This window comes from Thalassovita autumnalis (assembly GCF_001458255.1).
GTDB classification, from domain to species: Bacteria; Pseudomonadota; Alphaproteobacteria; order Rhodobacterales; family Rhodobacteraceae; genus Thalassobius; species Thalassobius autumnalis.
In genome coordinates this window covers 17,505-32,045 of record NZ_CYSB01000048.1, presented here as the reverse complement: position 1 = coordinate 32,045, position 14,541 = coordinate 17,505, and the positions used below count along the sequence as shown (strand labels likewise).

11 protein-coding genes are annotated in these 14,541 nt (G+C 53.9%); all 11 read left to right on the top strand.

Annotated features, from left to right (window positions below; genetic code table 11):
- Nucleotides 1–579: 579 nt before the first annotated feature.
- Genes TL5118_RS21260 through TL5118_RS21255 form a run of 11 tightly spaced genes read left to right on the top strand, consistent with a single transcriptional unit; the run spans nucleotide 580 to nucleotide 14,501 of the window.
- Nucleotides 580–879 (top strand): hypothetical protein, encoded by a 300-nt coding sequence (locus TL5118_RS21260; protein WP_131727482.1) that lies wholly within the window; start codon nucleotides 580–582, stop codon nucleotides 877–879.
- A 25-nt stretch (nucleotides 880–904) separates the two neighbouring features.
- Nucleotides 905–2,134: an AAA family ATPase gene (locus TL5118_RS20635; protein ID WP_242601836.1), complete on the top strand. Its 1,230-nt coding sequence runs from the start codon at nucleotides 905–907 to the stop codon at nucleotides 2,132–2,134.
- Between the two features lies 1 nt (nucleotide 2,135).
- Entirely contained in the window at nucleotides 2,136–3,119 is a 984-nt protein-coding gene (locus TL5118_RS20625) for a DUF58 domain-containing protein (protein WP_165590077.1), read from the top strand.
- Entirely contained in the window at nucleotides 3,077–4,720 is a 1,644-nt protein-coding gene (locus TL5118_RS20620) for a hypothetical protein (protein WP_131727623.1), read from the top strand. Before TL5118_RS20625 ends, TL5118_RS20620 begins: the two co-directional genes overlap by 43 nt.
- Nucleotides 4,721–7,297, top strand: a complete 2,577-nt coding sequence (locus tag TL5118_RS20615; protein WP_058243135.1) for a vWA domain-containing protein — start codon at nucleotides 4,721–4,723, stop codon at nucleotides 7,295–7,297. It begins immediately after the preceding gene.
- Nucleotides 7,298–7,308: 11 nt separating this feature from the next.
- Nucleotides 7,309–8,139, top strand: coding sequence for a hypothetical protein (locus tag TL5118_RS20610; protein ID WP_058243136.1), 831 nt, complete (start codon nucleotides 7,309–7,311; stop codon nucleotides 8,137–8,139).
- An 11-nt stretch (nucleotides 8,140–8,150) separates the two neighbouring features.
- Nucleotides 8,151–9,206: an AAA family ATPase gene (locus tag TL5118_RS20605; protein WP_058243137.1), complete on the top strand. Its 1,056-nt coding sequence runs from the start codon at nucleotides 8,151–8,153 to the stop codon at nucleotides 9,204–9,206.
- A 1-nt stretch (nucleotide 9,207) separates the two neighbouring features.
- A complete protein-coding gene (locus tag TL5118_RS20600) occupies nucleotides 9,208–10,827 on the top strand; it encodes a hypothetical protein (RefSeq protein ID WP_058243138.1) in 1,620 nt (539 codons plus the stop codon).
- Complete coding sequence (locus TL5118_RS20595) at nucleotides 10,820–12,895, top strand: hypothetical protein (RefSeq protein WP_131727480.1); 2,076 nt, start codon at nucleotides 10,820–10,822, stop codon at nucleotides 12,893–12,895. Before TL5118_RS20600 ends, TL5118_RS20595 begins: the two co-directional genes overlap by 8 nt.
- Nucleotides 12,892–13,461 carry a hypothetical protein gene (locus TL5118_RS20590; protein ID WP_058243140.1) on the top strand — a complete coding sequence of 190 codons (570 nt, stop codon included), beginning with the start codon at nucleotides 12,892–12,894 and terminating at the stop codon, nucleotides 13,459–13,461. The genes TL5118_RS20595 and TL5118_RS20590 overlap by 4 nt, the downstream gene beginning before the upstream one ends.
- Nucleotides 13,458–14,501: a hypothetical protein gene (locus TL5118_RS21255; protein WP_131727479.1), complete on the top strand. Its 1,044-nt coding sequence runs from the start codon at nucleotides 13,458–13,460 to the stop codon at nucleotides 14,499–14,501. The genes TL5118_RS20590 and TL5118_RS21255 overlap by 4 nt, the downstream gene beginning before the upstream one ends.
- Nucleotides 14,502–14,541: the final 40 nt, after the last annotated feature.

Here is a 14,541-nt window from a genome sequence, read left to right as displayed (position 1 = left end):
GGCAACCAGTCGGGCCAGGGCCAGTCTGGTAACCAGTCTGGTCAGGGCCAATCAGGCAACCAGTCGGGTCAAGGCCAATCGGGCAACCAGTCTGGCCAGGGCCAATCAGGCAACCAGTCGGGCCAGGGCCAATCAGGCAACCAGTCGGGCCAGGGCCAGTCTGGCAACCAGTCTGGTCAGGGCCAATCAGGCAACCAGTCGGGTCAAGGCCAATCGGGCAACCAGTCTGGCCAGGGCCAATCAGGCAACCAGTCTGGCCAAGGCCAATCGGGCAACCAGTCGGGCCAGGGCCAGTCTGGCAACCAGTCTGGTCAGGGCCAATCAGGCAACCAGTCGGGTCAAGGCCAATCGGGCAACCAGTCTGGCCAGGGCCAATCAGGCAGCCAGTCGGGTCAGGGTCAATCAGGCAACCAGTCGGGCCAGGGCCAGTCTGGCAACCAGTCTGGTCAGGGCCAATCAGGCAACCAGTCGGTTCAAGGCCAATCGGGCAACCAGACTGGCCAGGGCCAATCGGGCAACCAGTCGGGTCAGGGCCAATCGGGCAACCCAAACTCTGCCCGATTGCCGGCAGATCACAGCTTGGCAAGAGTGGAGGCAGTCAATGAATTGGCTGCTGGAACGGAAACAGGTCAAATCTTGCTTTCTGGAAAGGGTGATATGACCGAAATTGGCGGGTCCCACGTGCCCGAGACAACGCCGTCGAGTGGAGAAGAGATTAGCATCCAATTGCATCAGCAAATCTTCGCCGAGGCTGGCACGCCTGCGAAGGTGGTGTTCGTCGAAATCACGGCAACAGATGCGCCGGATATTACGGTATCACCGCCACCAATCAGTCAACGGCTGCCCGCGTGGATAAATGCCTATATTAATGCGAATTAGCAAAGGTTTTACAATGACATATACGTTGACTGAAAAAGACATCGAATTTCTTCGATCCATCCCGCAAGCGGTAGAAACCAAGGGGAAACTATCCGAGCTGGACCATGTTGTCGCGGCGATGCTGGTTGCGCTGTTGAGTGATGGTCATATTTTGCTTGAGAGCAACCCAGGCCTGGGGAAAACGGCCCTTGTTAAGGCGCTTTCTAATGCGTTGGGTTTGGGGCCGTCGTCGGTTGGGCGTATCCAGTTTACACCAGATTTGATGCCGTCGGATATTACCGGCACTTTGATGCCAGACGAGGTGGACCCTCAACGCTTAACATTCAAGAAGGGCCCGATTTTCTCCGAGATTCTTTTGGCGGATGAGATCAACCGCGCCACGCCCAAAACCCAAGCCGCTATGCTGGAGGCCATGGCCGAGTTTCGTGTCACCGTATTGGGCCAAACCTATGAACTGCGCCACCCTAACGACTTAGACCCACGTGGGGTTAAGCAGGTTTTGAACCCATTCATGGTTTTGGCGACCCAAAACCCGATCGACCAAGATGGCACCTTTGATCTCCCAGAGGCACAGCTTGACCGGTTTATGTTCAAGGTCAAACTTGAGCTGCCATCGGCGGATACGCTCGATAAGATCGTCGAAAAAGAGTTGTCAAATACCGCCGCAGAGTATTCCAAACCCCGTCCTGCGGTCTCTGCCTCGGAGGAGCAGGATGAGACCGAGGCGCGTTTGGAGACTCTTAAACGTTTAGAGAATGCACGCCGTGGCATTATGTCCGCGAAACTACCAGAAGCGGTTTCAGTTCACATCATAAACATTGTGATGGCCACGAACGGTCGCTTTGATCAGGTTCGCTATCTATCCAGTAAACGCCAAAGCGCCTTGAACGCGATGGTGGCCGGTAGGGTTGAGTATCCATTAGGAACGCGGGCGGCCATTTCACTTGCCAAGGCTACGCTCGGCTGGGCCGCGGTGGTTGAGGCCGACCCCAGTCGTCCAGATGAGTTCCCATTTGAGTCGGTGGCCGCTTTGGCGCGCGTGGTCTGTCCTGTGCTGCGTCACCGCATCCGTATTGATCACGAAATGAGCGACACCGATTACAGCCCCGCGCACGAAACGCAGCGGCTGGACGACTATCTCAAGGAATTGGCTGCGGCAGCGGCGCCTGACCTTGCAGTTGGGAATGATCTGGCTGGGTATCACCTCAGGTTTAAGGCGAAATTGGACGCGACACGGGAAATGGGACATTTGTAGCGTGGCGGGTTTTTCGATCAAATCTCCCCTATCTGAAAATACGTTGAAACGCCTGCGACTTCGGGCCCAAAAAAATGCGCCAAAACGCGGTTTGGGGGCGCATCTGCGGCAAAAAGCGGGGCAAAGCCTCGTTTTTCGGGAGTTTCGGGATTATCAATTGGGAGACGATATTCGTTTGGTCGATTGGGCCGCATCGCGCCGTGTTGGTCGCCCCAATGATCGGGTGGTCCGGCGCTTCGAGGCCGAAGAACAAGCGACCTTGATGATCTTGCTGGATCTGCGCCCTGCAATGTTCTTGCCGGAACTCTCTCCCAAGGCGGTTTATGCGTTCTGGCTGGCGCAGGCCTTGGCGAATGTGGCTGAACACTGTGGCGACCGGCTGGTCATCGCGCCTATTTTTGGCGGCTCTACCTCTGTTGCGCCTTTGATCGTCTCGGGGCGCGGAGCTGCGGTAAAGGCCCAAAAATATGTCAACGAGCTTTGGCAATCGAGATCAAATGACTTTGCCGCGTTGGGTGAAACGCCTCAGTTATCTCTTCGCAGCGTGGCGGCTCATCTAAAGCCTACGTCAATGGTTGTTGTCGTCTCGGACTTCTTGTTCGAGGATGATCAAGAGAAATTCACAAGGTTCATTCATAAAGCGCGTAAAAACTGGCGCAGTGTCCATCTCCTTCCGATGAACAGTATCGATGCTGAGCTGGCCGAGGTCGGCGCAAGCCGAAAGGCAAAAATCCAAGACATTGAAGGCTGCTTTTTTCAGGACGACTTATACGAGTTCGATAGCGATTTTGTGAAGGAAACCAAAAAGAAGGTCGATGCGTTTCTGTCTCATAGAAAACGAAACTGGTCAGGGAGCGGAGTTGTTTGGCACAATCCGCGTTCTCTAAAACCTGTATTGTCTGGCCAAGAATTCGAGGACGCGTTCGTGAATGACATGCAACATTGTTCGCTGTTGCACTGGGTTTCTGCGCGGGGGGCTTTGTGATGTGGCCATTGGGGATTGCTGGCCTTGCCGGTAGCGCCATCATTGCGTGGTATATGCAACGCCGCCCTCCTAGGCGTGTTGCGCTGTCATTTGGGCGTTTTTTGCCAGAGCCAGAGGACAACCCAACTCAGGAACGCCGCTTTGCCTTGAAGCTGCCTGTAAGATCAATGTCATTTTGGCTACATTTGATCACGCTGTTGGCGGCCTTGGCAGCGATCGGTGCAAAATTCACATGGGACCGCGAGGTCAAGGCCGACGCTATTGGGCTGCGGGTTGTTTTGGATGTTAGTCATTCCATGTCCGTTGCCGATGGGAGCGCCACGCGATTGGATCGCGCCTTGCAGGTAATTGACACGCAACGCCAAATTGCCAAAGACATGGGCACAGACACCGCATTTTGCGAAGAGTTGGTCACCGTTTCACAATCGGCATCGGCACCGCGCCCCTTGGCCGAAGCGTTGCCATTGGTTGCCGTGCAACCGTATAGTGCCGAAGTCGCCTCTCTCCTCAAAGCGGCAGAGGCAAAGTCAGAAGCCTGTGAGGTGACACATACCCTTATTATAACAGATCAGGTCAAACCCTCGGGGGCGCTTGGCGCGACGACTGTCGGGTATTTTTGGCATCAGGTCGGCGCTCCCCAAGATAACATTGGCATTGTCGCGGCTGAGATTGCCTCAAAGGGGATGGCGACACGCACGGCGTCTCTGACCGTTGACCTGTTGCGTTCGGGGGCGGTGCCGCCACCTCAAGTCACTCTGCAGGGTCCTAATGGCGTTGCAACCAAGATTGCCAGGCGGGCTTTAGATCGCGAAGATCGGTTTAAAGTCGCCTTTCCAATCTCAATGGCGGGCGACTACAAAATCAGCCTGCCGGATGGCGGTGCCTATTCGGGAGATGATCTGGCTTCATTGAGTATCCCCGAGGTCCAAAGCCAAAAAGTTGAGTGGCGTTTGGCCACTTTGCCCGCGCCGAGCGGTTTGGAGGCGTCAAATCTTGGCCCCCTTGTGACGGGTTTTGAGGATTTGACCCACGCTGATTTAGCGCGCCCAATCATCATTGTGGGCAGTCAATGGACGAGGCAAAGCTCCGACAGGAGCATTGGCGTATTCCTCAAAAATAGCGACATTTTTAACGGTGTGAATTTTGATGTGCTGGAAAGAAACCTGCCCAGTGCTGGTAACTTCCAGCTTCCGCAGGGATTTGTGCCAACCCTTATGGACAGCCAAGGAGGGATATTGATCGCCGAACGCCAGTCCCCTCGCGGGATTATTTTACCCCCTGTTGTTGTGGACGGCGGGTCGGACCTACGCAACCTGTCCCTAACCTTTTTCTACAACGGTTTGCGTGCGTTGCTTGGCGATCAAGTGATGCCAATGGCGCTAACTTGGGAAAGCGCGACTGGCCAGAAGGTATCGCGGGCGTGGCTCGAAGGGGATACAGCGCGTGCCTTGTCGACACCGGACGCGCTGACGCCGATTGCGGCGGACCAAACGGTCGCGCGTACCAAACCCGTCTGGCCCTATTTTGTCCTCGTCGCCTTGATCGCACTGATCCTTGAGCGGGTTTGGAAGCTGCGTGTGCAAACGAGAAAGCGTCGATAAATGATATGTGAAGCTGATCTTCGCCCCTTTTTCGATGGGATCGTCGCTTGCGACACGTCGCTCTGGCTTGCGTCGCAGGCATTAATCGGCCTTGGGATCGCTGTCGTTTTGGCGGTCGTGGTGGAAAGGGTGGCAAAAGGTTCCGCCTCTTTGTCGTCATGGCGGTTATGTGTGTCGTCTTTGTTTTTCATGCTCAGTATTGTGTTGCTGGGCACTGCCCTGAGGCAGCCCGAGATTTTGCGCCTGAACCCCAAGGGGGATGCAGCGCAGGAAACGGGGTTGGTTGTCGCCTTGATTGACTCCTCCGAGAGCGTGTGGCGCAATCCCGATGCCGCAAAAGCAGCAATTGCGGAGTTTGCCAAACATACTGGCGCCCTGACGGATCGGATGCTGCAGCAAAATGACGGAATCAACTGGCGTGGCGAGGCGCTTCAATTTGGGTCGGCGGTCGATTCGATAACACGGCCCGAGCGCTTGGGCCAGTTGCCGATCAACTTGGCGGCGGTCCGCCCGCAAAATAAAAGCGATCAAAGCAATGGCGCTTTGGCACTTCAAACCGCCCTTGCGAAAATCAAAAAGACCGGCGGACGCGGCGCAATTCTGCTCCTTAGTGATGGCCATTTTGACCACGAGGTCAAAGAGACCACCTATCAAGAGGCGCGGTCCATGGGGGTGCCCATCTATTGGTTCGCCTATGGCTCCCAATCGGCAGGCGGGGGGATAGTGTCGGCGGATATTGGCCCGACACAATATGTCAACGCGCCCGCCACCTTGCGTCTAACAGGCCGCGGGCAAGGTGTGATCCAGCTCAGCCAATTTGACGCCGAGAGTGCACCTGTGACCTTGGATAGCGCGGTTCTGTCGCCAGTGCGTGCGGATACTGTGTTCAATTCACGCGGCCTTCACTATGTTTCTGCGCTATATAGCGAGGACGCGGTCACGCAAAGCAACACAGTGTTTACGATGGTGCGCGGCCCTGCCCGTGTTTTGGCCTATGGTGGCGCGCCTTGGGCGGACCTTTTGCCACAAGAACGTTGGCTGATTGAACGCGCTGATCCTTCCGCGCCGGTTTCGCCGGATCAATATGATCTTGTGGTTTTGGACAGTGTGACGCCGCAGGACTTCCCATCTGATTACCTCAATCAGCTGGTCGCTGGATTGGGTAAGACGAGCATTCTTCTCATCAATGGCGGTCTGCGTGGCGATGTGACCGATCCGCAGCGAATTTCCGATTGGAATGAGAGTGTCCTGTCCCCCTATCTTCCTGTGGACAGCAACCCCCGCGCCTTTATCGAAAAGCCGCCAGCCCGCAATGTGGTGATTATGATCGACACCTCAGGCTCGATGAGTGACACAATGAGCCGCGCTCGGGCTGCGGCCAATGCGGTGCTGGATCAACTTGCCGAGCATGACAGGTTTGCGATTTTGCCCTTTTCATCCCAAGCAGGTCGCGAGTTTTCGCAACGCGTCGCTTCGGCCGGAAACATTTCTGCTGCGCGTCGGTTTATTGACGCCCTCAGTGTCGGCGGTGGCACAGCGCCTAGCAGCACGCTGTCTCGTGCGGCGCAGCTTAGGTCGAATTATTGCGCCTATTTCTTTATTTCTGACGGCTATTTCGAGACGCCGTCCACCAGCCCACAGTGTTATACCACTTCGATCTCGACTAGCGGAGATAGCTTCCCCGCTGCGGTGGCAGGTTGGGGAGAAGAGATTTTATTGAGATCAAATAGGGCAGCCGCAAATATCAAACTATCTTATTTTGAACCAAAAGAGCGTGCAGGTTTCTTTCGCGAAGGTGGGTTTACTCCGACCCCCCTCGACGATCTTGCGCTGCTCTCTTCGGCGCAGGTCGACGGAATTGCGATTGCCTATCCGCGTGTGGACGCAACTGTTTGGTCAATTCATGAAACGCCGCCGCCTGACCCTGTCCTTGCCGTTCGCAGAGGCTATGGTGGCCAATCGGGGGCTGTGGCGGTTTTTCTGGGGGCTATCCCTGCGCGATATTCATTTTCCAAAGACAGCGCCATGGAGGTTGGGCGGGCGATGGACGAGTTGATCGGGTGGAACGATCAAGACCGCTACGATATTGAAATTGAGCTGTCTGGCGGCACCACAAAGATCACCGTAACGGTTCTTTCCCAAGGTAATGCCGATGAAATCCCAACCCATCTTGGCGGGCGTATCGCAACCCAGAATGGCCGCGCCAGCGGGTTAAACTTTGTCAATTCAGGGCGCGAAGGCGTTTTTCACGCGATGGTCAATTTGGACCTGAACGACAAGAAATCATTTGGCTATTTGATACTCGAAGAGCCCTCAAAACAGGCGCAAAGAATCCCGCTTTTCTTACCCGCGAAGACGACAAACATGAGTGGTGATAGAGCCGAAGCGCTTGACTTTGGCGCGAATGTTTCAAAACTTGCAGAGCTCGGCTCAAACACCTATGGAGGGCGCATTGAACAAGCACATTTCCAACTGCATCAGAACCGCAACACACCACCGCTATCAATGCACGCGTGGTTGATTGCCATTGCTCTGATTAGTCTCTCCGTGGCTTTATGGAGCGGAAGAATTGAATAGACGACTTTGCTTTGATTTATGATTTGATGTCGCTCACTGCGACACCCGCGACAGTAAAAGACATTGATGATGCGGCCTCCGAGTTGAGGGGGCTTGCGTCGCAATGTGTTGACACATTGTTCGCTAAAGCGCCCCTGCCAGCGAATCGTTTGCCAGCTTTGCCGCGTTTGCTTTCTTTTGATGACCACAGCTATCACTCCCGCGACAGCGCCTTGCGTCGGTTGCGCGATGTTTTTGACGAACAGCCCGACTTGCCCAAAGCGGCGTTTATGTCATCTCTTATCGCCCAGGCCGTGCCCGCTAACAAATTTGCCCTTTTTAGGGACGCGGCCGTAACGCGGTGGCGTTATCATATCAAGCGCGAAAAGGGACCAAAGGCTCGGGATGAACTGAGAGAGTTCGGCGCTGCCTTAATTTATTATGCCTTTGTTGATCCGCGCTTTCAGATGTCTTTGCTGGCAAAGATGCGTCACTATCTTGCCGATCGCGTTCTATTAATGGCCGAAGATCCTGCCCATGCGATAGCCCCTGAAACACTGGCTATTTTGGTTGCGTCTCAGAGGCCCAAGGCGTTGCAAGAAACTGGAATTGATCCGTTTTTCATGCAAATCACGCGGAACCTCTCTGAACGAGAAAACTGGGCACAGTTTTGGGATATTTGGCTGTTGTATGAGGCCCGCGAACAAGGCTTTGCCATCGCCGAAATTCTGGGCGCGGACCCAATCGAAATTGGCGCTGTGATTGTCGACCATGATGCATCCTTTGACATAGATGTCATGTCCCCCGATTTCAAAGACACCCTACCCGCATGCGCCGCGTCCCTTCTAAGAAAATCATTTTGAGGTGAACAAATATGTTCAACAAATCTGGGCTGAGCTGCCTTTACGAAAAACACGAAGCAACCCTGCATAAAGTCGTGGCCTTGGAACAGGCGCTCAACGACCGTTTTTTTGGCATGCAAGACACGATTGAGTGTATGATGCTCGCCGCTTTGACGGGCGAGGCGATGGTGATGATTGGTCCCCCAGGGACGGCCAAATCGCGGTTAATTCGTACATTTTGCAACCTAATCAGCCTTGTGGGTGATGATGCCATGACTGCGCCTCGCTATGGGAAGGGGCAGGTACAGAAAGAGCAGAAGAAGGAAGAGTATTTCGAATATCTTCTCACCCAGTTCACAGAACCATCTGAATTGTTTGGCTATTTTGATTTGGGGAAACTGTTTGGTGACGAGAAACAATTTATCCGCGACGATGCAGGCATGATGCAGAAAGCGCAAGTGGTTTTCCTCGATGAAGTGTTTAATGCGTCCAGTGCGATCTTGAACTCACTTTTGACATTCATGAACGAGAAAAAATACCAAGATCGCGGCATCGTTCACAAAGTGCCGATGCGTTTGCTTTTTGCCGCCTCCAACCAGCCGCCCAGTGAGCGCGGCCTCGCGGCGGTATATGACCGGTTTTTGCTGCGCAGTTGGCTGGAAAACGCTACCCCACGTGACACGGGCGATTTGCTGAGCAAGGCGTGGAATGAAACCCACAACACACCAAAAAGCAGCGATGGTGACGTGGATTTCAGCGGTTTGCTGGATGATTTGGTGTCCTATCGCGTCACGGTGGATGAACTGACCCAAAATGGTGAATTGTCCATCGACCAGACCCAAGTCACGATGGCCCGTCTAAAAGATCTGGTTGAAACCATGAGAAAATCCGGTGCCTCGGATATGTCAAACAGGCGCTTGGTCAAATTTGCCGGCATTATCTTGGCCAATGCGTTGCTGAGATGCGCGCGGGAGCAGGGCAAGGCTCCCTCAATTGAGGCCGAGGATCTCAGCGTCATTCCGCGTTTTGGGTCGGACGGCCCTAATAGTGACCTAAAAAACAAAAGCCGGTTGGATTTGAAGCAATAGCATGCCCCCGATAAAGATCGATATTGACGACAGCCTCTCTGCGCCGAGTTCTTTGCCGGAGCGCGCCAAAGAGCTGCAGCGAATTTACGCTGAACGCCATCTGGCTTTGTCAGATGCCATGGCTGTCGCATTGTCTGAGCTTGAGCAAAAGGACATTCCTGCAACGCAGCCCTTTTGGGGGCGCGGGTTTGTACGTGCTGGTGAAATTATTGGGATGGTGCGCGAATTTGGGGGCTCTCGGTTCTGGAAAGACGCGGTTCCTGTGTTTCACGATACGGTTGTCGCCCCGATCTTACGGCATGCGATGGACAAATGCGGCGCGGTAGTTTTGCCCGGTTTTGCCGCATTGAGAAATGCGACGGCAGAAAACCATGCGTTCAATGACGTGATCGATCACGCTCGTTTGACCGAATTTGTGGATCTTGCTATGGATGACTTGGACGTCATGGGCGCAGGTTTTTGGGCCGAAGTTTCGGTTAACCTGTACTGCGCGGCGCGCCATTCTGCCGAAACACGCACAGGACGCTTTGGCCGTTCTCGTGATGCGGCCAAGCTGTTGCCAGATATTGACCCTTTGGCGGCGCGCCTGATGTTAATGACCGACCCCGAACTTCCCCCAGAGGCCGAAGTCACAAAACGAAAGCTAAAACCCAATGCGGTCTCGCATCGTAAACGGTCAGGCATTCATCCAAAAGAAGGCGGCGTTGCAGGTATCCGAGTTTCTTCGCAACTCGAAGATTTTCCCGATGCGGTTGGGTCTGAATTGATACTGCCCAGTGAACTACTTGCCAATCGCTTACTCCATGAGGGGCTTTTGGTTCGGCACCGCCCGCCTTTCCAGCAACCCAAGCGCGATATTTTGGCGGTTACATTGTGTGACAGCAGATCCTTGGGAGACGGTGCGTTTTTGCTTAAGGCCGCATGGGCGGATGCGTCAATTAGACTTCGGTTCCTCCTTAATCAATTAGGGGTTGGAAATAGTGATTTGCTATGGGCTGAAGCAACCGAATTGGGCGTAAATGTCGCGCATATCCCTGTTCAGGGTTTGAAGAAATCCCTCAGAAACGTGGATGCTTTTCTACTGTCTGGGGCAATGCGCAAAAAGATGTTTTTCGAAACACAATTGCTGCCGGAATTCATCAATCAACTTCCGTCAGCAGGACGCCGCATGGAGGCGATTGAAGACACCCAATTTACCTCTTTATCTGCCCTTTTGGCGGATCGCTCACTCACCAGTTTGCGGCGCGGGGGCAAACGTGGACCCAAAAAATCGGACCCTGCCACCTCACCAGCCGATTATGCCAAAGTTATTGTTTTTGTATTATTGCCAGAAGGCAGCGAAGAGGCCTTGGCGGCCTTGGCCGATTGGAATGCCTTTGAGCGCAATTTCCGCCAAGAGGCTAAACTTCCCTTTTCTTCGGGCTTCACGTTGCAGGGTGTCATTCTCCCAAAAGACCTTTTTGTCGGGGCCGAGTTCTTTGTGTCCCCGCCTGACACACATAGCCCGATGGAGCCCATCACATTGGAAGAGGACGAAGATAATCTGGCCACCACCAATCAGTGGATTGGCCAAGTTTCTTGGTCTTTCATGAGATCGGTTCTAGGAGCGATCAATGTCTAAACTTTCCCAAGTCTACAAATCTCCGCCGATCGTGGGCAGAGGTATTCTGCGTTTTCTGGCTCATGTAACTGACGATTTAATGATGCTTGAGCGCGCGGGCCTTCGGTTTTTGGTAACCGAAGATCACCAGGTTGTATTGGTGCTGCCGCATTGGGACGACGCTCTTGGGGGCCCAAAGGACGCGGTCTTATACGCGCGACAAGTGATCGCAGATTGCTTTTCGGAAACCCTATCTGTCACTTACGACCCCAAACGCAAACGCGCAGAGCCGATGGACATCTCTCGCGCTCTCGACATCGAAGCAATCAGCGCATTTGGTTTGCACCTGTTGGGCGACGAAACTGTTGAGTCGGAAACAGTGGAAAAACTGTGCGTGCTCGTTGGGTCGCATGATGATCTCGCCAAGAACCTTGCTGATACGATCAGGCGATCACGGCACGCGGCTTTTGCCGCGTTTGATACATCGCGCACCGAACAACAGGTGACTTTGGTCCACCTAAAAGATGACGACGTTGATGGCGCAACCTTGTCGGGATTAAGGGCGCGCGGGGCGGAGGGATCGTTTGTCCTCGCGGGGACCGAGGTCAATCAAGGCACAATCTGGCTGCCTGATCACCTTAGCTTAGGGGATCTAGAGAAAAAGCACGCCGCCAAGGTGCTATCGGGTCTGAGAGCGTTGGGCAAAGTGCCCGATGACGCAGATTGGGTTGTGTACTGGGGCGCTGACAACGACATTTATCAAACGTCTTTCACCTTGAAAACCGACGAGTTTGCGGGGCTAGAAGAGGCTGCGCAAACCTTTTTCCCACTGGATATATCGGTCTCGTCGGTGTCACTAAACCCCTCTGATGAGGCCAAAGAACAGTTGAAGGCGACAATAGCCTCGCGGCAGTTCCCCGTTGGATACAAAGTCAATCTGGAGCAGGTTCCCTACTCCGAACGCGATGAAGGCGATTTGGAAGAGATCCGCGAGACGATTTCAGAGCTTGAGGCTGAAATCGATTTGATCAACTCGTTTGCCGCGCCGCAGATGCGTCTTTTGCGGTTCAGCGATGCGCAACTTCCTGCCTTGGTGGATGGGTTGCGAAAGATGCCACCACAGCTGCAAAGTCACGCCGGTTTTACTTATGCCGCCGGTCATGCCGCCGGCCGCGAAGAACCGGCGCATTTCTTTATGTATGATCCATCACAGGTCAGTTTCGAAGGGTTGTTGCCCCAGCATTATTGGGCGCATCAAACGGACGATCATCGCCCAATGAGTTATTGGTTAGACCCCTTTGGCGCGGTGAGCCTGACGGAAAACCCAGACGACATTTTGGTTTTCACCCCTTTCGGAGAAAAAATTTCACCGTCGATCAACGCCTTTGGCGGCAGCCTGTCGGAAAACCTTGGCCTTGTTTTGGGGAACCTTTTTGTCGAAGCGTCTGAGATCCTTGAGAATTCCGAAAGCCGTCCTTGCTTTGTGTTTTCCAAATCTGACCTTGGGCATGACCACCTCGAAGTTGAGGTGTTAGACGTCAACGCCTTTGCGCCGGTGCATCTAAGTCTTCGTTGGATCAATGACCATATGGCGGTGCGCTCGCCACGGATCGCTGACCGTAAAACGCTTTCGGCATTGGCGGACGATTTGTATGAAGGTCAAGTTGCTGAGCAATTGCAAAAAGGCATGGAAGAAAGGGTCGAAGGCCTCTCTGATGAATGGGCAGAGGCTCAGGCGGGCATCCATGACCAAATGGACGGCATTCTTTCTGAAATTCTGTCCGAGGTCTCTTTGACGCAGGATCGTGTTGCCAAAAGCTATGATTACCTGCGCAAGGCGACTGAACACGTGTCCGAACTCGAAGCGTTTTTGCAAAAAACCGCCGAGCTGATGGAGGATGTAAATGCCTCGGAGCTTGAAGCCGCCGAGTTGGCCGAAACGATGAGAGCGGACCGATTTGCCAATATGGTGCAGTTGATGAGCGAATTCGAAATGCGCAGCGCCTCCATCCAAGAAGCTGAACTTAGCTTGCAAGCCAAGACCAAGACGTTGAACGCTCTACGCAAGAGATTGAGAGACTATAGATGAGCTCTCAAGAGACCGCAGCCCCCATTGGGCAGCAATTGGATGATGCGTTGTTGCGTGATATTGAGGCCGAAGCCGAGAGCTTTGATCCCGAACAATTTCAACAGCGCTTGGCGGGTGTTGATCGCTTTTCCGATCAGTTAATCCAAAAGGTGCAAAGCAATACCGAGTTGAACAAGATCAACAAGCAATCGGCCCGTCTCTATCGGAAAATCAATTTTGCGATGTCTTGGGTTTCTGTGAAATTATCGTTCAAGCTCACTTTGCTGAGGCTTTGGTGGGCGCTTTTGCTGGTATTTCGGTTTTTGCGGCCTGTGTTGCCCTTCTTGGTGCCATTCTTGGTGCTTGCGGGGCTTGCCTATTTTTTCCGTGACGTGATCTGGGACACGCCAAGCCTAATTTGGAACAGTTTGTTGTCGTTCTTTACGCCACCCCAATCCGGCACGCTCGCCCCGCCGGCCACATCTGTCGCGCCGGCGGCACCCGCGATCTCTTCTGGGGGGGGCGTGGCACCAGTGCCGCCCGCGCCTTCAGGGGCTGGTGTGGTTAACGGGGGGACATCACCATGAATTTGGGACGTTCTTCATTAATTCGTGCTGGCATCGCCCAGGCAGGACGACCGCGAAATTGGACACGGCGATGGCTGAGCGTTTTGCTGTTGGTGTCATCCTTTTCATGGCTGTGTTGGGCCGTGGCGTCGCAATGGTTTGATCCATCGGGGCCTGTGCGTTTGCTATATGTGATACATGATGTGATGTGGTTGCCATTGTACAGTGCCGTTTGGACTGCAATTTTTCCTTGGGGCGTGGTTTGGCTGTTGCCGGTGACTTTGGTCTCGGGCCTTGCTTTGTTAGAATTTTTAGGCGCGTGGCGCGTGGTGCGTGGTTTTCAGACATGGGTGCTGCGTTTGCTAATCGTTCGGAATTGGCACGGTCTGCTTTTGCCCAGCTATTCAAGAGTGCGGCGCACGGGGGCTGTGACCTTGGCAGAGGCCGTAACGCTTGAAGAAATCGAAGCAATCCGCCGAAAAATCAAACAGGTCCCAGACGAAGAATGTTCTGCTTTGGTGTTGAAAGCCTGTCAGTTTGTGACGCTTTTGATCCGTTTGGACGCGATACGAGAGGACAACATGGTCCTCCCGATCGAGGTTTTGGCTCTGTGCCATTGGCAAAAGGTTCAAAACGATCCTGCAGCGATGACCCTCGCACAGAAACTCGACACGCTTTGGGCCGCACGAGAGTATGAGCCAGGCCTGATTGCGCCCTTTGATTGGGATGTTGATCGCATGATCAAAGTCGCCGGCAGGTTGGGCCGTGCAGGTCAAACACCGCAACAAATGGCGACCAACATGATCCGTGCGGCTTTGGGCGCAGGCCAACATGATGCGGTTGTTTGGGGCGTGTGGCTCGACCAATGGAACCGTGCGCGCCTCACGGGGAATACCGATATGCTTCACGCGGAATGCTTAATCGATTTTGAAACTTGGGCCTATGTTTGTGAAACATCAATCACGGCCCAACCCGTCGGCGGATTTCTGTCTTCTGTCGCGGGCCTGTCCGAAAACATGCGTCCCCGCGGCGAAGTTTTTTCTAACAAATTTAAACTGTAGAATTTCGAAACAATGTCTAAAAGAACGTCTTCGATAAAAG